Annotated in this window: 22 protein-coding genes and 2 pseudogenes; 14 read left to right on the top strand and 10 right to left on the bottom strand. The window is 65.1% G+C overall.

All coding sequences use genetic code 11. From position 1 onward, the window contains the following. Nucleotides 1–204: 204 nt before the first annotated feature. Nucleotides 205–792, bottom strand: a complete 588-nt coding sequence (locus tag ACGLHR_RS03610) for a YSC84-related protein (RefSeq protein WP_400091982.1) — start codon at nt 790–792, stop codon at nt 205–207. Between the two features lie 325 nt (nt 793–1117). On the opposite strand from ACGLHR_RS03610, the gene ACGLHR_RS03605 reads away from it, so the two are divergent. Beyond that, nucleotides 1118–1606: a Spy/CpxP family protein refolding chaperone gene (locus ACGLHR_RS03605; protein WP_400091959.1), complete on the top strand. Its 489-nt coding sequence runs from the start codon at nt 1118–1120 to the stop codon at nt 1604–1606. A 95-nt stretch (nt 1607–1701) separates the two neighbouring features. Further along, nucleotides 1702–1905, top strand: a complete 204-nt coding sequence (locus ACGLHR_RS03600) for a hypothetical protein (protein ID WP_400091958.1) — start codon at nt 1702–1704, stop codon at nt 1903–1905. Nucleotides 1906–2151: 246 nt separating this feature from the next. Here ACGLHR_RS03600 and ACGLHR_RS03595 read toward each other — a convergent pair whose 3' ends face one another. The 3 genes from ACGLHR_RS03595 to ACGLHR_RS03585 form a co-directional block, all read right to left on the bottom strand. Then, nucleotides 2152–2385: a hypothetical protein gene (locus ACGLHR_RS03595; protein WP_318235003.1), complete on the bottom strand. Its 234-nt coding sequence runs from the start codon at nt 2383–2385 to the stop codon at nt 2152–2154. 503 nt (nt 2386–2888) lie between these two features. Further along, on the bottom strand, nt 2889–3149 hold the full coding sequence (locus ACGLHR_RS03590; RefSeq protein WP_400091957.1) for a transcriptional regulator: 261 nt from the start codon (nt 3147–3149) through the stop codon (nt 2889–2891). A 713-nt stretch (nt 3150–3862) separates the two neighbouring features. Next, complete coding sequence (locus tag ACGLHR_RS03585; RefSeq protein WP_400091956.1) at nt 3863–5305, bottom strand: RNA-guided endonuclease InsQ/TnpB family protein; 1443 nt, start codon at nt 5303–5305, stop codon at nt 3863–3865. A gap of 146 nt (nt 5306–5451) precedes the next feature. Here ACGLHR_RS03585 and ACGLHR_RS03580 point away from each other — a divergent pair, with 146 nt between their 5' ends. Further along, a complete protein-coding gene (locus ACGLHR_RS03580) occupies nt 5452–6138 on the top strand; it encodes a VIT family protein (RefSeq protein ID WP_400091954.1) in 687 nt (228 codons plus the stop codon). A gap of 243 nt (nt 6139–6381) precedes the next feature. Continuing rightward, nucleotides 6382–7374, top strand: coding sequence for a lyase (locus ACGLHR_RS03575; RefSeq protein WP_400091952.1), 993 nt, complete (start codon nt 6382–6384; stop codon nt 7372–7374). 134 nt (nt 7375–7508) lie between these two features. Here ACGLHR_RS03575 and ACGLHR_RS03570 read toward each other — a convergent pair whose 3' ends face one another. After that, nucleotides 7509–8243: a GntR family transcriptional regulator gene (locus tag ACGLHR_RS03570; RefSeq protein WP_400091951.1), complete on the bottom strand. Its 735-nt coding sequence runs from the start codon at nt 8241–8243 to the stop codon at nt 7509–7511. A gap of 135 nt (nt 8244–8378) precedes the next feature. Here ACGLHR_RS03570 and ACGLHR_RS03565 point away from each other — a divergent pair, with 135 nt between their 5' ends. From ACGLHR_RS03565 to ACGLHR_RS03535, 7 genes are all read left to right on the top strand, one after another. Then, nucleotides 8379–9749 (top strand): adenylosuccinate lyase family protein, encoded by a 1371-nt coding sequence (locus tag ACGLHR_RS03565; protein WP_400091949.1) that lies wholly within the window; start codon nt 8379–8381, stop codon nt 9747–9749. 24 nt (nt 9750–9773) lie between these two features. Further along, complete coding sequence (locus ACGLHR_RS03560) at nt 9774–11180, top strand: cation:dicarboxylate symporter family transporter (RefSeq protein ID WP_400091948.1); 1407 nt, start codon at nt 9774–9776, stop codon at nt 11178–11180. A gap of 439 nt (nt 11181–11619) precedes the next feature. Further along, a complete protein-coding gene (locus ACGLHR_RS03555; protein WP_400091981.1) occupies nt 11620–12942 on the top strand; it encodes an MFS transporter in 1323 nt (440 codons plus the stop codon). Between the two features lie 67 nt (nt 12943–13009). Continuing rightward, a complete protein-coding gene (gene nirB / locus ACGLHR_RS03550) occupies nt 13010–15559 on the top strand; it encodes a nitrite reductase large subunit NirB (protein ID WP_400091947.1) in 2550 nt (849 codons plus the stop codon). Between the two features lie 45 nt (nt 15560–15604). Continuing rightward, nucleotides 15605–15985: a nitrite reductase small subunit NirD gene (nirD, locus tag ACGLHR_RS03545; protein ID WP_400091945.1), complete on the top strand. Its 381-nt coding sequence runs from the start codon at nt 15605–15607 to the stop codon at nt 15983–15985. Further along, nucleotides 15982–17211, top strand: coding sequence for an NAD(P)/FAD-dependent oxidoreductase (locus tag ACGLHR_RS03540; RefSeq protein WP_400091943.1), 1230 nt, complete (start codon nt 15982–15984; stop codon nt 17209–17211). Before nirD ends, ACGLHR_RS03540 begins: the two co-directional genes overlap by 4 nt. A 49-nt stretch (nt 17212–17260) precedes the next feature. Continuing rightward, nucleotides 17261–20053, top strand: a complete 2793-nt coding sequence (locus ACGLHR_RS03535; protein ID WP_400091941.1) for a molybdopterin-dependent oxidoreductase — start codon at nt 17261–17263, stop codon at nt 20051–20053. Nucleotides 20054–20096: 43 nt separating this feature from the next. On the opposite strand, the gene ACGLHR_RS03530 is transcribed toward ACGLHR_RS03535, so the two are convergent. From ACGLHR_RS03530 to ACGLHR_RS03515, 4 genes and pseudogenes are all read right to left on the bottom strand, one after another. Then, nucleotides 20097–20360: a hypothetical protein gene (locus tag ACGLHR_RS03530; RefSeq protein WP_400091940.1), complete on the bottom strand. Its 264-nt coding sequence runs from the start codon at nt 20358–20360 to the stop codon at nt 20097–20099. Nucleotides 20361–20587: 227 nt separating this feature from the next. After that, complete coding sequence (locus ACGLHR_RS03525) at nt 20588–21151, bottom strand: TetR family transcriptional regulator (protein WP_400091937.1); 564 nt, start codon at nt 21149–21151, stop codon at nt 20588–20590. Nucleotides 21152–21181: 30 nt separating this feature from the next. Continuing rightward, complete coding sequence (locus tag ACGLHR_RS03520; protein ID WP_400091935.1) at nt 21182–21565, bottom strand: nuclear transport factor 2 family protein; 384 nt, start codon at nt 21563–21565, stop codon at nt 21182–21184. A 69-nt stretch (nt 21566–21634) separates the two neighbouring features. Further along, nucleotides 21635–21739, bottom strand: a pseudogene (locus ACGLHR_RS03515) (SDR family oxidoreductase); the annotation flags it as partial. Between the two features lie 10 nt (nt 21740–21749). Here ACGLHR_RS03515 and ACGLHR_RS03510 point away from each other — a divergent pair. The 3 genes and pseudogenes from ACGLHR_RS03510 (at nt 21750) to ACGLHR_RS03500 (ending at nt 24374) form a co-directional block, all read left to right on the top strand. Beyond that, nucleotides 21750–22256 (top strand): SDR family NAD(P)-dependent oxidoreductase, encoded by a 507-nt coding sequence (locus ACGLHR_RS03510; protein WP_400091934.1) that lies wholly within the window; start codon nt 21750–21752, stop codon nt 22254–22256. 55 nt (nt 22257–22311) lie between these two features. Beyond that, nucleotides 22312–23265 (top strand): annotated as a pseudogene (locus ACGLHR_RS03505) (alpha/beta hydrolase). Next, nucleotides 23262–24374, top strand: a complete 1113-nt coding sequence (locus ACGLHR_RS03500) for a 3,4-dihydroxy-2-butanone-4-phosphate synthase (protein WP_400091931.1) — start codon at nt 23262–23264, stop codon at nt 24372–24374. The pseudogene ACGLHR_RS03505 and the gene ACGLHR_RS03500 overlap by 4 nt, the downstream one beginning before the upstream one ends. On the opposite strand, the gene ACGLHR_RS03495 is transcribed toward ACGLHR_RS03500, so the two are convergent. Next, nucleotides 24317–25822 carry a PLP-dependent aminotransferase family protein gene (locus ACGLHR_RS03495; protein ID WP_400091929.1) on the bottom strand — a complete coding sequence of 502 codons (1506 nt, stop codon included), beginning with the start codon at nt 25820–25822 and terminating at the stop codon, nt 24317–24319. The genes ACGLHR_RS03500 and ACGLHR_RS03495 overlap by 58 nt on opposite strands. Nucleotides 25823–25893: the final 71 nt, after the last annotated feature.

Below are 25893 nucleotides of genomic sequence, written 5' to 3'. Positions count from 1 at the left end.
CATGAGGAAGGGGCAGTTGTCGTTCGCGGCCGTCTGCGAGTGGCACTCTAGTCGTGCGTCTACCAGCCCATGGATGATTCTAAGGAGCGGGCCCGCCCTCGCCTTGCGCTCGAGCGGCCATTTTAAAATGGTGTGCCCGGGCCAGATGAATGGAAACCCGGGCACCCCACTTTTTGCTCCGTCGCGCTCTGCAACCCGCCGTGGTTAGATTGTCTTCAACTTCGTGACCTTCGTTCCCTCGAGCGTCACACCGGCCATCAACCCGTTGTTGGTGAGCACGAACGCCACCACCGGTGCGGTAGCGGTGTTGGTGTCGATACTGCCATTTGCCCCCACCTTTAGTACCGCAACGGATGCATCGCCGCCGGCCGACCAGCCTTCGCTATTCCTGAATCGTTCGAGCGCATCCTGGGTCATGAACAGAAAGACAAGGGCCTTGGATTGCGCGCCAATCTGCAGTCCGAAGGAAGCGGTCGTGGTGCTGTAGTACCCCACCGTAGCGCCGCCGACGCGCAGGGAGCCCTCTCCATACTGGCCGCCGAACCAGAATCCGGCTGCGATCACCGAGGGAAATACCAGCACGCCACGGGCCTTTCCGACCAGCTCACGCGAGCCGTTGGCGGTGCTGTACAGGCGTGCGAGGGTCGAATCGACGCCCGCATCGATGGTGTGGCGCTTGTCGGCCTGGTTGCCGCTAGTACTGGATTCTCCGGTCGTCGTGCAACCCGGAAGGGTAGCGCCAATTGCCGCGACCGTTCCGGTCGCTATCAAGATGAATCTTCGCCTTTGCATCGTCAACTCCAGTGTCTCCAGATAGTTTGAGCATATGCAAAGGGCGATGCGAATGCGGTACGAAAGCGTACGGAAATGCAGAAACAGATCCGCTGGATATGGCCGCCACTGAATCGCCGCGCTGCCGGTACGATGACGGGCGCTTGCAGATTTCCATCGCCAGTCAGCACTCGGGATCGCTGCGTAACCGATCCGAAGCCCCCGCTGCGTCAGCCCCTGATCCCTGTCCGGTGCCGGACAGACACGAGCCGGTATTCGGCGTACAAAAAGTATTTGATCGCACCGCCAACGCTGACTAGCTTCCGGCGAAGTAATGTGAATCCCAATGGAGATGAAACTCGCTGTTAATTCGCTCAAGCCGAAGACCGTATTTTTGCTGCGGGCCGCCGCGATTCTTTCCATGATGGCGCTTACCGGTCCTGCCGGAGCCATCGCGGCCACCGATGCGCAGGGGGTCGCACATGTTTTGAGGATTGCGAAGCAAGACCGCATCGAGACACGCATCAGCGATCTTCATACGAAGCTCCAGATCACCGCCTCCCAGGAGCAACTCTGGCAGAAGGTCGCGCAGGTCATGCGCGAAAATGCGAGCAGGATGGAATCGCTACGACAAGCGCGGGAAAATGATGTCAAAGACATGACCGCTGTGCGCGACCTCCAGTCCTATGGGGAGATAGCCGACGCGCATGCCGATGGCATCAGGAAGCTCACGCCCGTCTTCCAGGATCTGTACAACAGCATGTCGGCCGTCCAGAAAAAGAATGCCGACATGATCTTCCGGACCAGGGGGCACCATGCGTCAAAGGTCAACTGAACGCTGAACCAGGGCTATAGCCGCAGGTGCAAGCCGTGCGGTGGGGCTAGGGTTCCCGCTCAAACACAGGAGACTATTGTGAAAACCTCAACAGCTTGGTCAAGTCGGACGCGCTCGACAAGCGCGAGGATCGCCACGGCATTGGGCCTGACGATGACGGCATGTGGGCGACGCCGGCGTTCGGCGAATACAACCACGACCATCCCAGCCAGCAGCAGCGCGGCCAGTATCAGGGCTCTCGGCATCCTTCGATGCCATCAGGAGCATCGCGGCGACTGGCATGGCAATCAACGCTATGACCATCGCGGTGGCAATGGCTATGATAACCAGGGCTACGTCTATGCGCCGCCTCCCGTAGCCTACGTGCCGCAACCATCACCCGGCATCACCCTGGTCTTTCCTCTTCAGTTTCGCTAACCGGATGATGCTGGCAAGCCTTGCCAGCATCATCTTCGGCGTAAGCCTCGGGCAGCGCTCTGATCACCGGCCCGCCTGGTACGGGCCGGGCCCCCTGAAGCACCACCATTTCCCGACGCGACACAATCCTATTCGACGCCCAGAATGAGATCGATTGCCGCCCTGCCCGCCAATTCTGCAACCAGATGCGCCCACCGACGGGAAAACGGCCCGCCGTGTAATTTAATGCGCTCCCCGATTGCTGCGACACCGGGTGGTCGAAACGGGCCACTGATACTAAACCACGCTTCGAACATGTCCTCCGATAGGCTCACCAGGTCCACGTGAATCTCAAACCCGCGATATTCGGTAATGCGCTGCATGCCTATCTCCTGATGCTTGGAAGCCTTTCCCAGCAAATGCCTGTCCTGGCCGGCGCATGCCGTTGACGCTTCAACGTGACAGCGCCCGATCAGGTATCGTCTGCAGCGCAAATTCGCTGACATGGACGCGCCAGCTAGACTGGATACCGCTATGCGCGCGTTCTCTGGAGGAACCCATCATGCCTGCACCCGCGGTCACAACGGATTCCGCATTCTGGCAGCTCCCAGTCACGGCGCACCCAGAACAGGCTGCTACAAGCCCTGACGGAATGAGCAGTGCGTGGCCGCTGCGCGCCTGGCACAGTTCGGCCCAAACCTGATCCATGGCGAGCGGTATCTCGGCGACCAAGCTACGCCGTCCTTCAGCGCACCAGAGAAGTCATCTGCCCGGTATCACCGGCAGCATCCGTGGAACACCACCAAAGGGATCTCAGCCAAGGCAAGCTGTAAGCAACACGGCAGGAGAAGGCGTTGGCCGCTTCCGGGCAATGGCATGCAGGATCTCATTCCGACTTATCGAAGACGGCGGCTTCGAGATCTTTCCTGAAATGCTGCACCCAATCGGTTTCATAGCCGATGGGATATTCCCTTGTCACTTGTGTCGATAGTCTGGTTACAGTGACATAGCCTTGCAGACCGAAGTTCTCGTCGCCTTTTGGGTCAGTCGTATCCGTTTCCAGCAGCTCGAAATCACTTGCTGCCAGACCGTTGCGCTGCAAGGCCGCAAGAAAGTCCTGTTGTTCATCCGGTTCGATCAGTCGCATCGTGGGTCCCTCATCTGTTCAACAGAGCGCTCATGGACTCGCATCGGGACGTGAGGCGGATGACTACCGCCCATCCGCTGAAGTCACGAGCAAGGCACACATGGGGAGAGCGTCGCCATGGGCGTCCCTTGCACGGCGCCACGCTCAGGTAGTCGTGCACCTGTTCAGGCACACCCCGGAATAGAGGCTCCTGGCGAGTTCCACGACTCGGTCACGATGGTGGTGGAAGGCCGCCAGCACAGCGGATGCTCTGAACCTATCCCGGGGCTCAGATCCGATTGCTGCTCCAACGAGAACTATGTCAAATCCGCTATCTGCTTGCTTTGCGGATCACGTTGACCGAGTTGCGCAGTCTTGCGAGCCTCATCGGGCTGTTCGCCCTGCCATTCTCTTCGTGCTTTCGAGAGCTTTGTCGGGGCCAGAGGTACAGGGGCATACTTCATGAGTGCCTTGTCGTTGCTTGTAGCGTGTTGCTATGTCACTTTTTAATATTAGGCCCTCGCGGCTCTCTTCCCAACAAGTCTTGCTCAACCTCTTGGCGGAGGCGCAAGCATGGCGTCTCACTACGGTCTGTCCCGCGGTACACCATGCGTTATGTCGTGCATGACTTCTGCAGCCTGCTCCGGGGTCGAGGGAAGGCCTTGGAAGATGCTTGCGGAATTGGCCGTCGGCACTTGCGACGGTGTTCTGCTAATGAATACTCCCGCCGCTGACTAAAGCCTTCGGCTTGTAGCGGGGGTTTCCGGGTTCGGCGACTCATGCACCGTGCGGTTGCCCGCCCGGTGTCTTACTCGAGTCTCCCCTGGCGTAGAGGTCCCTTCGGACCCCGGTTCGGAGCATCCCGCCCCTACCTTGTTTCTGAGGCGCATCGTCTTCTTCTTGCCCTTGGCCGAGAACTCGCCCGACCGGACCAGTGCCACACCACGATCGCGAATCACCTCGCTCGCATTGTGGTCGGCGTTGGCACGGAAATCGCAGCCTTGGCAGACAAACACGGCCTGCGACGGCCGGTTGTCCGGGTGGGTGTGGCCGCACCGGCTACACTCCTGCGAACTGTGATGCGGCGGCACGGTGACGACGAGCTTGTTTCGTCGCAGCGCCTTGTATTGTGCGAGCGTGAGCGTCCTGCCCCAGGCGCTCACCAGAATCCTGCTGTTGAGTCCCGCCTTGGCGCGAGCCTGGTTCTTGAGCCACTTGCCCGACTCGTCCCGCTTGGCCTTTGGCCGTGCGCTCATCGCCTTGACGCGCAGATTTTCGAACACCACCAACCGCGTTTCCTCGCCTGTTACCAGGCGGTAGCTGGTCTGATGCGCGAAGTCCTGCCGCACGTTCTTGGCATAGTGTTGGCATCGCGCGGCGCGGTACTTGGCCTTGCGCCATCCCGATGAGCCTTTGGTCCGGCGCGCCATCCGGCGCTGCCAGCGCTGGCGGGCGCGCTCCTTCTTTTCCATCCGTTGCTGCTGGACGCGGCTCAGGGCGGCAGTCTGCCCGGTGCTAGCGTACACGGGCACCGCAATGCCACGATCCACGCCTACCGCCGCGGCGCGCAGATCGGCTTCGGACCAGGTCGCCAGCTCCGCTGCGATCTCTTCCTGCGTCACCGCCGGCAGCCCATCGTCCACGCTGAAGGCGACGTACCATCGCCCGGCGTCGATCGTCAGCGTGATGCTAGCCGGCATCGTGTGAGGCCGGTGAGCGGTGTAGGGGATGCCGCCCACCGGGAACTTGCTCTTGCCGACGTGCAGGCGATAGCGTGTCTCGCCGGTCGGCGTGTCGGCAATCGGTTGGAACGAGAACAGCTCGCTCGTGAGCCAGATCGATTGTGGGCCGCTCCTGCGCTGAATCGTCGGGCGTCCACCCAGCTTCTGGAAGAACCGGCTGTATGCCTGCTTCCAGCGTACCGCGCCATTGCGCAGCACCTGTGATGGGACTTCGGACAGCCAGGGCGTTAGCTCCGCGTTCTTGTAACGCGCGTATTCCTGGTCAATCGGAGGATGTTGCCCCGCCAAGGCCAACGTCTTGCGCTGGAATGACCGGTAATATCGATCCTCACCAACTTTCGCGTTGTAGATGAAGCGCTGGCAACCAATCCAGCGCAGCAGAATGGCTTGCTGCGCTGGCGTGGGGTAACAGCGGAATCGGTAGCCGGTTTGCATGCGGCAACTTTAACACCAGAAAAGCCGCCCGCAACCATAGCTTGGCGCAAAGGCAGCCTCGCGGCTGCCGCCGACTTGACCCCCTCCTGAGCCTACCGGCCCTAGGAGGGGGAATGAGTCGGCAAAGGATTGTTCATGGAGGAAACATGGCTACTCACATCCACCGCACGCATCGCGCGGGCTGGCTGCGTGCCGCGGTGCTCGGCGCAAATGACGGCCTGTTGTCTATGTCGAGTCTCATGATCGGCGTCGCTGCTGCGCAAACGCATCCACGCGGCATCCTCGCCGCGGGGGTTGCTGGTCTTGCCGCCGGGATGTTGTCGATGGGTGCGGGAGAATACGTCTCGGTCAGCGCACAGTCGGATATCGAACATGCCGATATTGAGATCGAACAATTGGCGCTTGAAACCGAGTATCCGGAGGAGGTGGCAGAACTGGCGAGAATCTATGTTCGACGCGGTCTCGATCCGGAGCTTGCGCGCCAGGTGGCCGAGAAACTGATGGCCTACGATGCGCTCGCCGCGCATATGCGCGATGACATTGGCATCTCCGACGCCTCATCGCCGCAGCCTATCATCGCTGCACTCACATCCTCCGTTAGCTTCGCGATCGGGGGAGTCGGACCGCTGCTGGCCGCGTTCGTTGCGCCCCCATCCACCCTGATTGCCACCATCGTTGCGGTTTCGCTGGCTTTCCTGATGGTCTTGGGTATTTCGGCCGCTCGCCTGAGTGGTGCCCCGATCATTCCCGGCACGTCGCGAATACTCACGTGGGGCGTGATCGCCATGGCCGGCACGGGCATTGTCGGCGCGTTGTTCGGTGCCCACATCTGAAGGCCACATCGTGACCTGCCAAGGCGCTCGGAGAATTCCGTGGCGTTTGCCCGGCCGAGGTAGTGTCCTCTGCCATCCACGCGGCCTTCCAGGCTGCGCCCTTGATTGACGGCGATAGTGGTGTATCTCAACGTGGACGCTCAAGTTCGCGTTGACCATCCTTTCAGGGTTGGGAGCAGCATCATGGGCGCTTACCGGACGGTGCAAAAACTATAATAAGGCGTCATCAGGAAGGAGGCAGCAATGCGCGCACCTGCTCTCTCGTCTGTACTCGCTGCATGCGTTCTGGCTGGAGCCGCCTCACTGGCTGGCGCCCAGGGCGCCGCATCGGTGCGCATCCAAAGCTATGCAGTGCCGGCCGGCGCGCATCCCCACGACGTGGCGCCCGCCCAGGACGGTTCCGTGTGGTACACGGCCCAGCCGCTTGGCGCGCTCGGGCGGCTAGATCCGGTGACCGGCAAGACCACGCACATCCCGCTCGGTCGCGATGCCGCGCCGCACGGTGTCATCGTCGGGCCAGACGGAGCGGCCTGGGTCACTGACGGCGGCCAGAACGCAATCGTACGTGTCGACCCTGCCACGCGCGCCTTGAAGCGATTCCCCCTCCCACCCGGGCACCCGAATGCCAATTTGAACACCGCCGTGTTCGACGCACAGGGGCACCTTTGGTTTACCGGACAAAATGGCGTCTACGGGGAACTCGATCCCGTAGGCCGCATACGCATGTTCGATGCCCCTAATGGGGCGGGGCCATACGGCATCACCATGACCCCTGGCGGCGATGTCTATTACGCTTCACTGGCTGGCAACTATATCGCCCGCATCGACAAGGCTACGGGCGCCGCGCATGTCATCGTGCCGCCCACGCCGTACGCAGGCCCACGCCGCATCTGGTCGGACTCCAAAGGCACTCTGTGGATCAGCGAATGGACCGCCGGCAAGCTTGGCGCCTACGATCCAGCCACCGAGCGCTGGCGTGAGTGGCGCCTGCCCGGTGACGGCCCTCACGCATATGCCGTGTATGTCGACGAACGCGACAAAGTGTGGCTAAGCGACTGGGGCGCGAATGTCATCTTGCGCTTCGACCCGCAAACTGGTCGCTTTGAAAGCTTTACCCTTTCGCGGCCGCACGCCAACGTGCGGCAAATGCTCGGCCGCCCGGGCGAAGTCTGGACGGCTGAGTCGGGGACTGACCAGTTGGTCGTCTATCGTTTCAAGGCGGGGACGCAGGAGTAGTCTCGCCATTTCGCGAAGACGCCAGCAATCTCATCGCAGTCGGACTCAACGATTCCGACCTCGCGGCGTAGGCCGGTTTGATGCGGGTGACCAGGGGCGCGCGTATCCCATCTCTCAACATCTCTCAGGACAACTTATCCGGTCGAACGCTGCAGCCGCATGGATAGCGAAAAACGTTCGGCCGGATGCACCGTGACCGAAACCTCGAACACGTGGCCGCTTGCATCGAAATAGGATCGCACGATCTTGAGCGCAGCGTTTCCCGGCGTCAGCCCAAGGGTGCGTGAAATTTCGGTGTCGCCAACATTGAAGGCGCGCACATCCTGGCGGATCTCGGCAATGCAGCGGCCGTAGCGTGCCTCGATCAAGGAACTGATCAGGACACCCGGCGACGCGCGCACGATGTCGCCAATCTCCGCATAGGCTGGGTCTATATACACATCGGTCCAGGCGATGGGCGGCGTATTTGCATCACCATCCATGCGCAAGCTCGAGATGCGCAGCCAGCGCGTGCCGCTGGCGCAGCCGAGCTCCTTGGCTTGCGCACCGCTCATCGTCACTTCCTCGATCGCCTTCACCACGCGCAGATGCGCGGCGCCAAATTGCACGAGATCCTCCACGGATGCCAGCGAGGGACGAAAGCCCTTCGTAGGCGCGGCTGCCTCGACTCGGGTTCCCACATTCTTGCGCCTCGACAGCAGGCCGAGTTCCTGTAGTTCGGCGAGAGCGGCTCGCACTGTGTGGCGGCTCGTGCCGTAGTGCGCTACCAGCTCAAGCTCCGTCGGCAGCAAGGAGCCGACCGGGAACTGGCCGGATCGGATGCCTTCCGTCAGATCACGCGCAATGGCCGAGAAGTTGGGCTTCGTCATGGTGAGGGGAGCATGCGTGTTCATGGCGCTAGGGTAAACCCATGGTTGCGAATATGTTCGAACATATTATAGTTCGACATGTCCGGACATATTAGCTTGTGTTCGCGAATCCAGCAATTTACCCCAGAGGCAGATATGTCCACTTTCTCCGTCCCAATGGCTAGCACTGTTGTTGACTCGATCCTGTTTCGCGATGCCTTTGGCACCGCCAAGATGCGCGAGATCTTCTCTGACCGGGCGCTGATCCAGCGCTACATTGACGCCGAGATCGCACTGGCGAAGGCCGAGGCGCGCATCGGCGTGATTCCGGCCGAGGCGGCGGAGGTGATTGCCCGCGAGTCGCGCATCGAGCGCATCGACTTTGACCATATGCGCGAAGAAACGGACATTGTCGGCTACCCGATCCTGCCGCTGGTGCACCAGCTCGTGGGCATGTGCGGCAACGCCGGCCGCTACGTGCACTGGGGCGCGACCACGCAGGACATCATGGACACCGCGGTGGCACTGCAGGTGCGCGACGCGCTCGACAGCATCGACGCCGATATCCGCGAACTGCGCGGCATCCTCGCCGGCCTTGCGACCAAGCATCGCGACACGCCCATGGCCGGTCGCACCCACCTGCAGCAGGCGCTGCCGGTCACTTTTGGCTACAAGGTAGCGATCTGGCTCGCCATGTTCGACCGCCACCAGCAGCGCCTGGCTGAGCTGCGCCCGCGGGTGGCCGTGGTGGAGTTTGCCGGCGCGGCGGGCACACTGGCCTCGCTAGGAGACAAGGGCTTCGACGTGCAGCGGGCGATGGCCGAAGAACTTGGGTTGGGCGTGCCGGCAACCACCTGGCATGTGGCGCGTGACGGCTTTGCCGAGGCGGTGAACCTGCTCGCGCTGATCACCGGCTCCCTCGGCAAGATCGCGCTCGACATCATGATCATGGCTTCGACCGAGTTTGCCGAGGTGTACGAGCCTTTCGTCAAGGGGCGTGGCGCATCCAGCACCATGCCGCAAAAGCGCAACCCGATCTCCAGCGAGCTGATGCTGGCCGCGTCGAAAGCGGTGCGCCAGCACGCCGGTCTGATGGTCGATGCGATGGTGCAAGACTTCGAGCGCGCCACCGGGCCGTGGCATGCCGAGTGGATCGCGATTCCCGAGAGTTTCATCTTCACTGCCGGCGCCCTGCACCAGGCGAAGTTCGCCCTTGGTGGCCTGATCGTCGATACCGACCGCATGAAGCATAACCTCGGCATCACCCGAGGCCTGATCGTAGCCGAGGCAGTGATGATGGGCCTGGCCCCCTACACCGGCCGCCAGCAGGCGCACGACATCGTCTACGACGCCTGCCGCATCGTGAACGAGAGGGGCGGCACACTGGCCGAGGCACTGATGGCGCAGCCAGAAGTCACGCAGCACTTCGATCGTGCCGCAATCGACCGATTGACCGATCCAGCCAACTACCTCGGCCTGGCGCCGCAGATGGTGGACCGCGCGGTCGCGTTGTCGACAGGCGTGTAAAAAAACATCATCGAGGAGACAGAGATGCAAAACCACTCACCCAGCGCAGATGCGCTGATCTCGCCGCCGAGAAAATTGCCCTGGTATCGCAAGCTAGGCATGCAAGTGCTCGTGTCCTTGGTGCTTGGCATCGCGGTGGGCTTCCTCTTTCCGAAGTTCGCCTCGCAGCTCAAGCTGCTGGGAGACATGTTCCTCTCGCTGATCAAGGCTGGCGTGGCGCCGCTGGTGTTCCTCACCATCGTGCACGGCATTGCTTCAGCCGGCGATGTGAAGAGCGCCGGCCGCGTCGGCTGGCGCTCCATCTTCTACTTTGAAGTGCTTTCGACCATTGCCCTGGTGCTGGGTATGCTGGCGGGGAACCTCTTGCAGATCGGCAAGGGCATGACCACGGTGGCCGCCGGCGCCGCCCCGCCGGTGGTGGCCAAGGCCGGGCCGCACGGCTTCCTGGAGTTCATGGCCCACATCGTGCCGGACAACTTTGTCGGGGCGTTTGCCAAGGGCGAACTGCTGCAGGTAGTGGTGCTTGCGGTGATGGTCGGCATCGGCATCCTCGCCATTCCGGAAGGCCGCCGCGAGAAGATCAACGAGGGACTCGACCAAATTTCCGAGGTGCTGTTCTCTTTCATCAACCTGGTGATGAAACTGGCGCCGATCGGCACATTCGGGGCGGTGGCCTATTCGGTAGGCAGCAACGGTACCGCGGTGCTGATCGCACTGGCCCAACTGGTGTTTAGCTTCTACGCGGTGGTGGCGGTCTTCATCGTGGTGGTGCTGGGCTTGGTGGCACGGCTGGCGGGCTTCAGTCTCTGGCGTTTTCTGCGCTACATCAAGGACGAGATCCTCATCGTCCTCGGCACCGCATCGTCGGAGAGTGCCCTGCCTCGCCTGCTGATCAAGCTGGAGCGGTTGGGTTGCGCGAAGCAGACCGTCGGTCTCGTGCTGCCAACCGGCTACGCATTCAATCTCGATGGCACTTCGCTCTTTATGGCAATGGGCGTGATGTTCATCTCGCATGCCTACGGCGTGCCGCTGTCGCTGGATCAGCAGATCGGCATCCTGTTGCTGATGCTGCTGACTTCCAAGGGCGCGGCAACGGTCTCCGGCGGTTCCTTCGTGGTCTTCGCCGCCACCGTGACGTCGACCGGGATGCTTCCGGTCGAAGGACTTGCCGTGATATTCGGTGTCTACCGCTTTCTGTCGATGGCGATCTCCACCTGCAATACGATCGGCAACAGCGTCGCAACCGTGGTCATTGCCAAGTGGTCCGGCACGTTTGACCACGAGGTTGCGCAGCGGCATCTCTATCCCGAGCGCTTTCCCGCTACCGCTAACGCCGATGCAGCGCTCGACGATGGCAATCTCTTGCCCGAGGACTCCAAGGAAGGCAATCCACACACTGCCGGCATCCCATTCTCCAAACATGGGGTGTGATTGGGTGGCAGAGCGCGGAAACTGAAATTGGCTTCTGCGTGTTCAGTCTTGCCTCCGCTATAGCGCAGGTGGAAGTAGCATAAACATCACTTACCCCAGCATCCACGGTCAAAGCATGGACCGCCTCGTGCCGGCTATCCCTTGCACCATAGCGCGCACCGCCCCCGCTCATTGCACTGCACCATGACCGTGCCGCCCCGCCCCACCTCGGCGCATCCCCTCCCGGCCTGACGCCCCTGCGCAGCGCAAAACCCCCTCCATCCATCACAAACAGCCCTGGCACGCCGCTTGCGTAATAAGACGCGAGCGGACCAACGGCGGCCCGCTCACCCCACACAGGGTGGTAACGGTCTTCACCGCTGCCACCAGGACAACGGCGTCCCCTGATCTGGTCTTCACGACCGGATTGCGGGACGCCATTTGTTTTTATGGAGCCATGATGACCGGCAAAGCCACCCGCATCGAACTGCTAAGCCTGCGCACCCCGCAGATGCGCGCCTTCCACCTGACGTGGATGGCTTTCTTCGTGTGCTTCTTCGCATGGTTCGCCTGCGCTCCGTTGATGCCGGTGCTCAAGGGCGAGTTCGGCCTGACTCCCGACCAGATCGCCAATATCAATATCGCCGCGGTGGCCGTGACCATTCTCGTGCGGCTGGCCATCGGCCCGCTGTGCGACCGCTTCGGTCCCCGCCGCGCCTACACCGGCCTGCTCGCGCTGGGTGCGATCCCCGTGCTGGGCGTGGCGATGGCGCAGAGCTACGAGGCGTTCCTGTTCTTCCGCCTGCTGATCGGCGCGGTGGGCGCGAGCTTCGTGATCACGCAGTACCACACCTCGGTGATGTTCGCGCCCAATGTGGTGGGCACCGCCAACGCGGCAGCCGCCGGTTGGGGCAATGCCGGCGGTGGCGCGGCGCAAGCGCTGATGCCGCTGCTGCTGGGTGGCGTGTTGATGCTGGGCGTGAGCCACACCATGGGCTGGCGCCTGGCGCTGCTGGTACCGGGCGTGCTGATGCTGATCATGGCAGTGCTGTACTGGCGCTATACACAGGACTGCCCGCAAGGCGACTTCAAGGATCTGCGCGCACGCGGCATCGCCATCGACAGCGGCAAGAAAGGCGGCTGGGCCAGCTTTGTCGCCGCTGCCACCAACTACCGCGTGTGGATGCTGTTCATTACCTATGGCGCCTGCTTCGGCGTGGAGATCTTTATCCACAACGTGGCCGCTACCTATTACGTGGATCACTTCGGCCTGTCGCTCAGCAGCGCCGGCCTGGCCGCCGCCAGCTTCGGCCTGCTCGCCTTGTTCGCCCGTGCGCTGGGTGGCTGGCTGTCGGACAAGGCTGCGCTGCGCCGCGGCCTGGATGCGCGTTCCATGCTGCTGTTCGTGCTGATCCTGGGCGAAGGCCTGGGCCTGCTGTGGTTTGCCCAGGCGCATAGCGTCGTGGCGGCCGTGGTCGCCATGCTGAGCTTCGGCCTGTTCACCCATATGGCCTGCGGCGCTACCTATGCGCTGGTGCCCTTTATCGATCGCAAGGCGCTCGGCGGCGTGGCCGGCATCATCGGCGCCGGCGGCAATGTGGGCGCCGTGGCGGCGGGCTTCCTGATGAAGGGCCTGGGGGGCAACCTGCAGCAAACGCTGACCGTGCTCGGCGCGGCGGCCATCGTCTCCGCCCTGTGCGCCATCGCCGTGCGTTTCTCGGCCGAGCACAAGGCCAGCGAGCAGGCGCTGTTCGACAACGCGCTGGCCGGCTCCGGCTCCTGAGCCCGCCCGACGCAACGACTCCACACAAGCACACGCACCAGCGGCCCCATAGAACAAGGAAATCATCATGAAACTGATCATCATCGGCCACGGCATGGTCGGCCACAAATTCCTGGAATGCCTGGCCGAGGCTGGCTCGCAAGATATCGAAGTCACGGTGCTGTGCGAGGAGCCGCGTCCCGCCTATGACCGCGTGCACCTGTCCGAATTCTTCGCGGGCAAGTCCGCCGAGGATCTCTCGCTGGTGGAAGCCGGCTTCTTCGAGCGCAGCAATATGCTGCTGCGCCTGAACGCCCGCGCCACCGGCATCGACCGCGCGGCCAGGACGGTGACGGTTTCCACCGGCGAGACGCTGTCCTATGACAAGCTGATCATGGCCACCGGCTCCTACCCCTTCGTGCCGCCGCTGCCGGGCAAGGACCGCAAGGATTGCTTCGTCTACCGCACTATCGAAGACCTGGAAGCCATGCAGGAATGCGGCGCCCGCTCCAAGACCGGCGTGGTGATCGGCGGCGGCCTGCTGGGCCTGGAATGCGCCAAGGCACTGCGCGACATGGGCCTGCAAACCCATGTGGTGGAATTTGCCCCGCGCCTGATGGCGGTGCAGGTGGACGACGGCGGCGGCGCCATGCTGCGCCGGAAGATCGAAGACCTCGGCGTGACCGCGCACACCCGCAAGAACACCGTTGAGATCGTCGACGGCGAAGACGGCACCCATCGCATGAATTTTGCCGATGGCAGCCATCTGGACACCGACATGATCGTGTTCTCCGCCGGCATCCGCCCGCGCGACGAACTGGCCCGCGCCAGCGGCCTGGCCATCGGCGAGCGCGGCGGCATCACGGTGGACAACCAATGCCTGACCTCCGACCCCAACGTGTACGCCATCGGCGAATGCGCGCTGTGGGAAGGCAAGATCTACGGCCTGGTAGCCCCCGGCTATGAAATGGCCCGCGTTGCCGCCAAGCACCTGCTGGGCCACCAGGCCGAGTTCGCCGGCGCCGACATGAGCACCAAGCTCAAGCTGATGGGCGTCGACGTGGCCAGCCTGGGCGACCCGCACGGCAACGCGCCCGGCAGCCGCTCTTTCCAGTTCACCGACGAGCGCAAGCAGGTCTACAAGAAGCTGGTGGTGTCCGAATGCGGCAAGTACCTGCTGGGTGGCGTGCTGGTGGGCGATGCCGAGGAATACGGCACCCTGCTGCAGATGATGCTCAACAAGATCGAGCTGCCCGAGTCGCCGGAATTCCTGATCCTGCCGTCCTCCGACGGCCAGGCCAAGCCGGGGCTGGGCGCCGATGCGCTGCCCGATTCCGCGCAGATCTGCTCGTGCAACAACGTCACCAAGGGCGATATCTGCGCCGCCGTGTGCAATGGCACCACCACCATCGGTGCGATGAAGAGCTGCACCAAGGCCGGCAGCACCTGCGGCGGCTGCGTGCCGCTGGTCACGCAGGTGATGAAGGCCGAGATGAAGAAGCAAGGCCTGGCGGTCAACAACCACCTGTGCGAACACTTTGCCTACTCGCGCCAGGAGCTTTACCACCTGGTGCGCGTGGGTGGCTTCAAGACCTTCGACGCACTGCTGGCGGCGCACGGCAAGGGCCTGGGCTGCGATATCTGCAAGCCGACCGTGGCGAGCATCCTGGCCTCGTGCTGGAACGAGTTCGTGCTCAAGGAAGAGCACGCCAGCCTGCAGGATTCGAACGATTACTTCCTGGGCAATATCCAGAAGGATGGCACCTACTCGGTGGTGCCGCGCATGCCGGGCGGCGAGGTCACCCCCGACGGCCTGATCGCCGTGGGCCAGGTGGCCAAGAAGTACGGCCTGTACACCAAGATCACCGGCGGCGCCCGGGTCGACATGTTTGGCGCCCGCGTGGAAGAGCTGCCGATGATCTGGGAAGAACTGATCGCGGCCGGCTTCGAGTCGGGCCATGCCTACGGCAAGTCGCTGCGCACCGTGAAGTCCTGCGTGGGCTCCACGTGGTGCCGCTACGGCGTGGACGACTCGGTCGGCCTGGCCATCGAGATCGAGAACCGCTACAAGGGCCTGCGCGCGCCGCACAAGATCAAGTTTGGTGTTTCCGGCTGCACCCGCGAGTGCGCCGAGGCACAAGGCAAGGACGTGGGCATCATCGCCACCGAGCGCGGCTGGAACCTGTACGTGTGCGGCAATGGCGGCATGAAACCCCGCCACGCCGAACTGCTGGCCAGCGACCTGGACCGCGAAACGCTGCTGCGCTATGTGGACCGCTTCCTGATGTTCTACGTGCGCACCGCCGACCGCCTGCAACGCACCAGCGTCTGGCGCGACAACATGGAAGGCGGTCTGGACTACCTCAAGGCCGTGGTGCTGGAAGACAGCCTGGGCATCGGCGCGGAACTGGAAGCGCAGATGCAACACGTGGTGGACACCTACGAAGACGAATGGAAGGCCGCCGTGACCAACCCGGAAACCCGCAAGCGCTTCCGCCATTTCGTCAACAGCGACCTGCGCGACGACAACCTGGTCTTCATGGAAGAGCGCGGCCAGATCCGCCCCGCCACGCCGGAGGAACGGAACTTGCGTCGCTCCCGGCTTGAGCAGATCCCCGTGATCGTCAAGGCAGCCTGAACCGTCCGGAACCATCGTCTCGCGCTAACGCCCAAGGAGAACATCATGAGCCACACCCACCATTCCGAAACCTGGACCGCCGTTTGCACCCTGCGCGACATCGTGCCCAATACCGGCGTGTGCGCACTGGTGGACAAGGCGCAGATCGCCGTCTTCCGGGTCGGCGCGGGCCAGAGCGACAACCTTGGCGGCCAGGGCGACCAGGGCGACCGGGTGTTCGCCGTCTCCAACTACGATCCCAATTCCAATGCCGCCGTGCTGTCGCGTGGCCTGGTGGGCAGCCTGGGCGAGCGCATCGTGGTGGCGTCGCCAATCTACAAGCACCATTTCGATCTCCAGACCGGCGAATGCCTGGAAGCGCCCGAGCACTCGATCACGGCGTACCCGGCCCGGGTCTATGACGGCAAGGTCTGGGTGGCCGCATGACCACAAACCCCAAACCCCGCCTGGTGGTGGTCGGCAACGGCATGGCCGGCATGCGCACGGTCGAGGAACTGCTCAAGCTCGCGCCGGACCTCCATGACATCACCGTGTTCGGCGCCGAGCCGCACGGCAACTACAACCGCATCCTGCTCTCGCCGGTGCTGGCGGGCGAGAAGACGGTCGCGGACATCATGCTCAACACCCGCGAGTGGTACGAGCAGAACGGCATCGAACTCCTGGCCGGCGACCCGGTGGTGGCGATCGACCGCCGGCGCCGCCTGGTGCGCTCGCAATCCGGGCGCGAAGTCGGCTATGACCGGCTGCTGCTGGCCACCGGTTCCAAGCCTTTCATCATCCCGGTGCCGGGCCACCAGCTCGACGGCGTGATTGCCTTTCGCGACATCCAGGACGTGGAAACCATGCTGTCGGCGGCCCGCAACCATCGCCACGCGGTAGTGATCGGCGGCGGCCTGCTCGGCCTGGAAGCCGCCAACGGCCTGATGCGCCAGGGCATGGATGTGAGCGTAGTGCACGTTGCCGACAGCCTGATGGAGCGCCAGCTCGACAAGCCTGCCGCCGCGCTGCTCAAGCAGGCGCTGGAACGCAAGGGCCTGCGCTTCCTGCTCAACGCCAATACCAGCGGCATCCTTGGGGAAGACCGCGTCACCGGCGTATGCTTTAAAGACGGTACCCAGATACCCGCCGACCTGGTGGTGATGACCGCCGGCGTGCGTCCCAATATCGAACTGGCCCAGCAAGCCGGGCTGCGCTGCGAGCGCGCCATCGTGGTGGACGACACCTTGCAGACTTACGACCCGCGCGTGTATGCCGTGGGCGAGTGCGTCCAGCACCGCCAGGCCACCTTCGGCCTGGTGGCGCCGATCTGGGAACAGGCGCGCGTGGCCGCCGCGCACCTGGCCGGGGCCGGCCATCGCCGTTATGTGCAGCAAGCCACCGCGACCAAGCTAAAGGTGACCGGCGTGGATTTGTATTCCGCCGGCGACTTTATCGGTGGCGAGGACAGCGAGGACCTGGTGATGCGCGATCCGCGCCGCGGCATGTACAAGCGGCTGGTGCTGCAGGACGGGCGGCTGGTCGGGGCGGTTCTGTACGGCGACGTGCAGGACGGGCCCTGGTACTTCGACCTGATCCAGAGCGGCGCCAAGGTTGGCGCCATGCGCCAGCGGCTGCTGTTTGGCAAGGCACAGTGCGAGGCCATGGCGGCTTGACCGCTCGAACTAACCAGTCCCCGATTGATCGCCAGCTTTGAGCGCTACCGTGAACCTGTCCGATATCCCAGTCATCCTCTCCTCCGGTTCGCGCACCGTGCTGTCCGTCAACGCGTCGTCCGCCGTCACCGATACCACCTGCCCCTATTGCGGCGTGGGTTGTGGCGTGCGCGCCACGCGCCATGCCGACGGCAGCGTGGAGGTGGCCGGCGACGCTAGCCACGGTTCCAACCAGGGCCGCCTGTGCGTGAAAGGCTCCGCGCTGGCGGAAACCGTCGGCCTGGAGGGCCGCCTGCTGCACCCGCAGATGCGCGACGCCGATGGCACCCTGCAGCAAGTTTCGTGGGACCGTGCGCTTGACACCGTTGCCCAAGGCTTCAAGGACATCATCGCCGAGCATGGCCCCGATGCCGTGGCGCTCTACGTGTCCGGCCAGTTGCTGACCGAGGACTACTACGTCGCCAACAAGCTGATGAAAGGCTTTATCGGCAGCGCCAATATCGACACCAATTCGCGCCTGTGCATGTCGTCGGCCGTGGCCGGCCACAAGCGCGCCTTTGGCGAGGACCTGGTGCCAGGCAACTACGAAGACCTGGAACAGGCCGACCTGGTGGTGCTGGTCGGCTCCAACACCGCCTGGTGCCACCCAATCCTGTTCCAGCGCCTGTTGAAGGCCAAGGAAGCCCGGCCGGAGATGAAGCTGGTGGTGATCGACCCGCGCCGCACCGCTACGTGCGAGCTGGCCGACCTGCATCTCCCCGTCAAGCCGGGCACCGACGTGTGGCTGTTCAACGGCTTGCTGCACTACCTGGCGCAGCACGGCGCGGTGGACCAGGCATTCATCGACGCCCACACCAGCGGCCTGGACGCCGCGCTGGCGGCCGCCGGCCCGGACTGCACCGATGTTGCCAAGGTGGCCAAGGCCTGCAAGCTCGATCCCGAAGCGTTGCGTGGCTTCTATGCACTGTTCGCGGCCACGCCGAAGGTTGTGACCGGCTTCTCGCAGGGCGTGAACCAGTCGTCGGCCGGCACCGACAAGGTCAACAGCATCATCAACTGCCACCTGATCACTGGTCGCGTTGGCCGGCCCGGCATGGGGCCCTTCTCGCTGACCGGCCAGCCCAACGCCATGGGCGGGCGCGAGGTAGGCGGCCTGGCCAATATGCTGGCGGCGCATATGGAGCTTGCCGATCCGCTGCACCGCGAGATCGTGCAATCGTTCTGGGGCTCGCCCGCCATCGCGGACAAGCCGGGCCTGAAGGCGGTGGAACTGTTCGAAGCCATCGAGCAAGGCCGCGTCAAGGCCGTGTGGGTAATCGCCACCAACCCGGTGGTGAGCCTGCCCGACGCCGACCAGGCCCGCCGCGCGCTGGCCAAATGCGAGCTGGTGGTCAGCTCCGACATCATGCTGCGCACCGACACCAATGATGCCGCGCATATCCTGCTACCGGCGCTGGGCTGGGGCGAGAAGAGCGGCACGGTCACCAGCTCCGAGCGCCGGATCTCGCGCCAGCGTGCTTTCCTGCCGGCACCCGGCGAGGCCCGTGCCGACTGGAAGATCCTGTGCGACGTCGCGACACGCATGGGCTTTAGTGGATTCGACTTTGCCGGGCCGCATGAAATCTTCGACGAGCATGCGCGACTGAGCGCATACCGGAACGCCGGCAGCAGCGATCGCGCCCACGCGCCTCGCGTGTTCGACCTGGCCGGACTGGCAGGCATGAGCCAGAAGCAATTCGACGCCCTCGCGCCGGTGCAATGGCCTGTGCTGGTCGCGCCCGCAGGGAGCCTCGCCAGCACGGCCGGCGGCACCGCTCGCCTGTTTGCCGACGGCCGCTTCGCCCATCCCGATGGCCGCGCCCGCTTTGTCGCCACGGCGCCGCGCGCCCCGTTCCACGCCACCGACGACGAATTCCCGCTGGTGCTCAACACCGGCCGCGTGCGCGACCAGTGGCACACCATGACTCGCACCGGCAAGTCGCCGAAGCTGGCCGACCATATCGCCGAGCCCTTTGTCGACATGCATCCGCAGGACGCCCTGCTATGCGGCGTGGGCGAAGGCAAGCTGGCGCGCGTGACCACGCGCTGGGGTGCCATGGTGGCACGCGTGCAGCACAGCGGCGGCATCCCGCGCGGCAGCGTGTTCGTGCCGATTCACTGGAACAGCCAGTTCAGCTCGGACGCGCGCGTGGGCGCACTGGTCAACCCAGTGGTGGATCCTGTGTCGGGCGAACCCGAGTTCAAGCACACGCCGGTACGCGTGGAAGAATTCCGCGTGTCCTGGCATGGCTTTGTGCTGAGCCGGCACGACCTCCAGGCCGACGCCCTCACCTACTGGACGCGCATCCAGGGCCGCCAGTTCCAGCGCTACGAGTTCGCGGGCCGCGAGAACGTGACGGACCGCGCCGCGTGGGCGCGCCAGTTGCTGGGCATCGACGATCCCGACGCGGACTGGATCGAATACGAGGACCGCACCGCCGGCATCTACCACGCCGGCCACGTGGTGAACGAACGCCTCGATACCTGCATCTATATCTCCACCCGCCCTGAGCTGCCCTCGCGCGCCTGGCTGTCCACGCTGTTCGCCAAGGAGCGCCTGGAAGACACCGACCGCATGGGCTTGCTGCTGGGCCAGCCGATGGAAAAAGGCGAAGATGCTGGCCCCACGGTGTGCTCCTGCTTCGGCGTGGGCCGCAATACCATCTGCGATGCCGTGCGCAAGCACGACCTCAAGACGCCGGCCGAAGTCACAGCCTGCGTCAAGGCTGGCGGCAACTGCGGGTCTTGCGTGCCGGAGTTGAAGAAACTGCTGGCGGAGATTCGCGTGGCCGAAGTGGCTTGAGGCAGCCGCCAGTGCGCCGGGCAGACCCCGGAGCGCCCTGGCACTACGGCGGCGGGCGATGACCCATCGCCGTCACGGCCGCGATGCCCCGGCTCTGCCGGCAGGCATCGTCGCAATAGGTCAGCGCGGCGTCCACTGCCGCCCGCATATCCGTCGCGGCCGTCGCGGCCGCCGCGGCGGCTGGTGCGCGTTCGCTCGCGCCGTCCTCCCGGGCGGGAGGCGAGGCCGTAATCACGCCGGCGGCGAAGCCCAGCGCCAGTACCGCGCCGGCGGCCAACAGACAAGTGATGCGATATCGAGCCTTCACGACTGTCTCCTCTATGCTCGTATCCCTTCTTTTCCCGCTGCCGTGCTCTTGTAGCGCTGCGCTGGCGCCGGCACGGTCTCATGGACTTAAAGGTAGCCACTGGAGCGAAGAATTTCCTCGTCCAAGCAGACTAGGGGCGATCCCCTACACCTGCGCGCACCGTGAGCCGAGGGACTGGATGTGCGATGGACGAGGGAAATCCGGCGAGACGCTACCGTAACAGCCGGCTATTCCCCATACAGCCGCAGCAGCGGCCCGACGCACCCCGCCAGGTCCACCGGCGCCAGCCGCAGCGAACGGGCGCATAGCAGGCCCCAGAGGTGCGCCGCCAGCAGCGCGGCCTTGTCCCGCTCGCCCAGCAGCGCGCCAAGGCCGTCGCACAGCGCCTTGCCACGGGCACGGATGCGGACCGTCAGCTGGCATAGCTCGCACGCAGGCGTGCAAGCGTGGTGCAGCAAGCCGAGGACGATGCCCGCATAGCGCAGCACGGCCTCGTCCTGCAACATCGTCGCCAGCGCGCGCTCCAGCTCCAGGCGGGCCAGGCCGCGGACGTTACCGGCGATGGGGGCGAGCCGGCCGGCAATATGCGCCTCCGCGCGCGCCATGACGGCGGCCAGCAGGTCGGCGCGGCTACGGAAGTGCCCGTAGATCGCGCCGCGTGTCATGGCTATCGCGCTGGCCACCTGCGCCAGCGTGACGGATTGCACGCCCTGGCGCTCGAACAGTAGTTCCGCGCTGGCAAGGATGCACTCGCGCGTGACGGCCGCATCACGCGGGCAACGCCTTACCATGGCCACGCGGCAGCCAGGCCAGGCCGCACCCTATTGCGGATGCACGTCATCCGGCCCCCAGTAGGCGCGCATGCCGGTAATGCGCCCGTCGGCACCGAAGGTCAGCACGTCGGTCACGTCGATGCGTACCGAGTGCCCCTGCATTTGCGCGTACACCGCGAAGCTCAAGGCCGCGGCATTGCCGTGCGAGCCCCGCGGCGGCGCCACCACTTCCAGACGCGCGCCGAGCGAGGTCGCGTGCCGGTAGAAGGCGAGGATGTTCTCTCGCCCGGCAATCGCCGGGCTGCCAACGGGGTCCTCGACGGTCGCGTTGTCGGCAAACAGCGCCGCCACGCGCTCGGCGTCCGCCGCATTGAAAGCGGCCACGTAGGCGAGCAAGGCGGCCTTCATGTCGGCGCTTTTGTTCGTGGTCATGGTCGTAGCCGTGGCCGTAGTCGCGGTCATGTCGATGGTCATTCCCTTCCTCATTGAAGATGAAGACGCTCAACGCGCCGTATAGCCGCCGTCGATCACCAGTTCCGCACCAGTCATGTAGCGGGCCGCGTCGGATACCAGGTACAGGATCCCCGCGGCGATATCGCGCGGCTCGCTGGATATCGTGATTCACAACGCTGGCGGCGCGCCTTTCGCGCTCGCCGCGGACGCTTCGCCGCGCCTGATGGAATCGATCATCCGCCTGAACCTGGCGGCGCAAGGCAACGGGCATATCGTCAACATCGCTTCCATGGCAGGGCTTTCCGTGGGTCCCTGGCTTACGCCCTATACCGTGTCCAAACAGGGCGTGGTGGCGTTGAGCGAGAGCCTGGCGATGGAGCTGCAGGCGGCGGGGCTGCCGCTCAAGGTGTCGGTGGCGTGCCCCGGCCCCGTGGCCACCGGCATCGCCCTCGACCTGCCGGCAGGCGCGCAAAGCGGCGTCGGCGTCATGAACCAGGCGCTACGCGCGACCATCGCGCAGGGCATGCCGGCGGCAACCATGGCACGGCACATCCTCGACGGCGTCGCCGCCGGAGACTTCTGGATCCTGCCGCATGCCGAAGCCGCCGCCGCCGCGCAAGCGCGCGCGAACGGCATTGCCAGCGGCAAGACGCCCGCATTCGCCTTCTAAAGCGCGCCCGCACCCACTTCCCTGCACTTCCTCCCGCCTGCACAAGGAAAAGCCAATGCCATTCGAATTCGATCCGCAAGTCCGCGCCCTGCTCGCCGCCATGGCGCAGTTCCCGCCACTCGACTTCACCACCATCACACCACAGGCCTACCGGGCAGTGTTGGCCGCGCAGCCACCGTTCGCACCGGGCGATGCGGTCGCGGAAGAACGCGAGCTGAGCGTGGCCGGTGCCGCCGGCCCCTTGCCCGCCCGCCTCTACAGGCCGCATGGCAATGGCCCCTGGCCGCTCACGGTGTTCTTCCATGGCGGTGGCTTCGTCGCCTGCGGGATCGAAACCCACCACAATATCTGCCGCTCGCTGGCGAACCGCGCGGGCACCCTGGTGCTGTCGGTCGGCTACCGGCTGGCGCCGGAGGCACGCTTTCCCGCGGCCGCCGACGATGCCTGCGCGACGCTGCGCTGGAGCGCGGCGCACGCCGCCGAACTGGGGGCGTTGCCGGACAGGCTGGCGGTCGCCGGCGACAGCGCGGGCGGCAACCTGGCCGCGGTCGCGTGCCAGCAATTGCGCGGCAGCGTGGCGCTGCGCCACCAGTTGCCGCTGTATCCCTACCTGGATTGCGCGGACGAATCCGGCAGCTGGCGCAGCTTCGCGCAGGGCTGCTTCCTGACCGAGGACATGCTGCGCTGGTATGCCCGCCACTATCTCCCCGAGCCGCCCGACCCGCGCCACGCCGCCGATGTGCGCGCCAGCCCGCTGCGCCAGCGCGAACTGGCGGGCGTGGCGCCGGCCACCATCATTACGGCCGAATAGGATCCCCTGCGCGATCAGGGCGAGGCCTACGGCGCCGCCATGCAGCGCGCTGGCGTGGCCGCCGCGGTCCATCGTTGGCCTGGGCAGATCCATGGCTTCATGAGCATGCAGGGCTTGCTCGACGCGGCCGACGCCGCGCTCGACCAGGCAGCGGCCGCCTTGCGCGCCGCCTTTGCCGATGAGCGGGAGGCGGCATGAGCCCCGCACCGATCGGCGACGTGCTGCGCGCCATCGCCACCGGCCAGCGGGTCGTGGTCACCGAGGACGACACGGCGGAGTCCAGCGGATGCGTGCTGGTCGCAGCGGACAAGATCAGCGAGGCCGACGTCAACTTCATGGCGGCGCACGCGCGCGGCCTGGTCTGCCTGGCCATCACCGAATCCAGGCGGCGGCAGTTGAGCTTGCCGATGATGGCGGGCACTGGCAGGCAGCGCGAGCCCTTCACCGTGTCGATCGAAGCTGTGGATGGCGTCTCCACCGGCATCTCCGCCGCCGACCGAGCGCTGACGATGCGCGTTGCCAGCGCCGCGCATGCCAGGGCCGGCCACCTGGTCCAGCCCGGCCATGTCTTTCCCATCGTGGCGCAACCCGACGGCGTGCTGCGCCGCGCCGGTTTCGCCGAAGCCTGCTCGGACCTGCCCAGGCTGGCGGGCCGCGAGGCCGCCGGCGCATATACGGTGTTGCTGGACGATGCCGGCGAGTTGCTGCGCGGCGCCGCGCTGCTGGCCTTCGCCCGCGAGCACGGGCTGATGGTCTGCGCGATCAGCGACCTGATCCATCATCGCCTGCTGGTGGAGGGCGCGCTGCGCCGCAGCCAGAGCAGCCGGCTGGCCACGCCCTACGGCGAGTTCGCCGTGCATGCGTACCACGACGAACCCGTCGACGCCGTGCACCTGGCGCTGGTGCTGGGCCGCCCGGAGCCGGGCAAGCCGGTGCTGACGCGCGTGCAGACGGTGGAGACCTTGCGCGATGTGCTCGCCTTCGAGTCAGCGCAAACCCAGGCGGCGCACGCGCCAGGCTGGAACCTGGCGCGCTCGCTGGCGCGCATCGGCGCGGAGGGTTGCGGCATCCTGGTCTTGCTGGCCGAGCGCGAGCCGCCGCAGCGGCTGCTCGACCAGGTCGCGCGCCTGGGCCACGCCGAAGAACAACCCAAGCCGCCATCGTTCGCGCAGCGGGCCCTGGGCGTGGGGGCGCAGATCCTGCGGGACCAGGGTGCGCGCAAGCTGCGGCTGCTGAGCCAGCCGGTGCCCTATCGCAATATCGCGGGCTTCGAACTGGAGGTCACCGAGTTCGTGCCACCGGGCTGAGCGAGTGCTGCTATTTCCTGCGCCAGCCGCATCGCCGCGTCGCGCAGCACATCGTCCTGCGCCGCGGCATAGCCGATCACCAGCGCCGGCGGCAGCACCCGCTCCCGGCAGAACTCGCTGATGCCCTGCAGCGCCAGGTTTGCGCCGGCACAGGCCTGCACCACCTGGCGCTCGCTGACGCCGTCCGGCAGCCACAGCACGAAATGAAACCCGGCATGCTCCCCGCTTACGCGCAGGTGTTCGCCAAGGACCCCGCGCAACACCGCCAGCACCATATCGCGGCGGCGCAGGTAGACGTTCCTGGAGACGCGCAGGTGGCGCGATAGCGCCCCGGAGCGGATGAAGGAGGCGAGCGCGAGTTGCTCCACCAGGCTGTTGGAGCGGCCGGTGGTGGCGCGCAACTGGCGCAAGGCCGGCCGCAACGCATCCGTCATCACCACATAGCCGATCCGCAGCGAGGCATAGAGGCTCTTGTTGAAACTGCCGCAGTGGATCACGCGATCGCCGCCATCCAGTGCCTTGAGCGCGGGCAGCGGCGCGCGGCTGTAGTTGAACTCGCTGTCGTAGTCGTCCTCCAGGATCCAGGCACCGTGCGCCTGCGCCCAGTCGAGCAGGGCCAGCCGCCGGCTCACGGACATCGTCAGGCCCAACGGCGCCTGGTGGGCGGGCGTGACGTACACCAGCGCGGCATCCGCATGCTGGCGAATACCGTCCATCGAGATGCCTTCCTCATCGACCGGCACCGGCGAGATGCGCTGCGAGGACAAGCCGAACAGCGGCACCGCCGAGAGATAGGCGGGATCCTCCAGCAGCACGCGGCCTTGCTCGCGCAGCACCACGCGCGCGGTCAGGTCGATCGCCTGCCGGATGCCGGTGACGATCATCAGCTGGCCGGCATCGCAGCGGATGCCGCGGGTCGCCCGCAGGTAGGCGGCGATTTCCCCACGCAAGGCCAGGTCGCCGCAGGGATCGTCGTCGCCAAGTTGCTGCGCGGACAACGACCGCAGCGCGCGGCTGACATGGCTGCGCCATTCGTCGAGCGGGAACAAGGCGGGATCGGCCAGGCGGGCCACGAAGGGCAGGCCCGCCACGACGCGCGTCGGCGGCGCCACGGCTGTCGGGGGAGCGATGGACTGCGCCGCGGGTTGGCTGATTTCCTGCAGCGAGAAATCTTCAGGCAGCCTGGCGCTCACGCGCGAGCCCGAGCCGACCCGGCTCGATATATACCCCTCCAGCCGCAACTGATCGAACGCCAGCTCCACGATCCCCCGCGACACCGCCCAACGCGCCGCGAGCGAACGGGTGGACGCCAGCCTGGCGCCGCGCTGCAGGCTGCCACCGAGAATGGCCTGGCGGATGTTGCGATACACCCAGGCCTGCTTGGCCTCTCCCGCATTCCTTGGCAGCACCGCCAGGTCCAGCACTTCGGCATCGCGCATCTTTGGCATAAATGGCCCAATTAAAAAATCAGTTTTCGGCACTTTTAATTGTACCAATCTGGCGCGATAGTCCAGGCGAA

It is taken from the genome of Cupriavidus sp. CuC1 (assembly GCF_044627735.1).
Classification (GTDB): Bacteria; Pseudomonadota; Gammaproteobacteria; order Burkholderiales; family Burkholderiaceae; genus Cupriavidus; species Cupriavidus ulmosensis.
The sequence above is the reverse complement of the archived record's forward strand: the minus strand, read 5'-3'. Positions and strand labels throughout refer to the sequence as shown.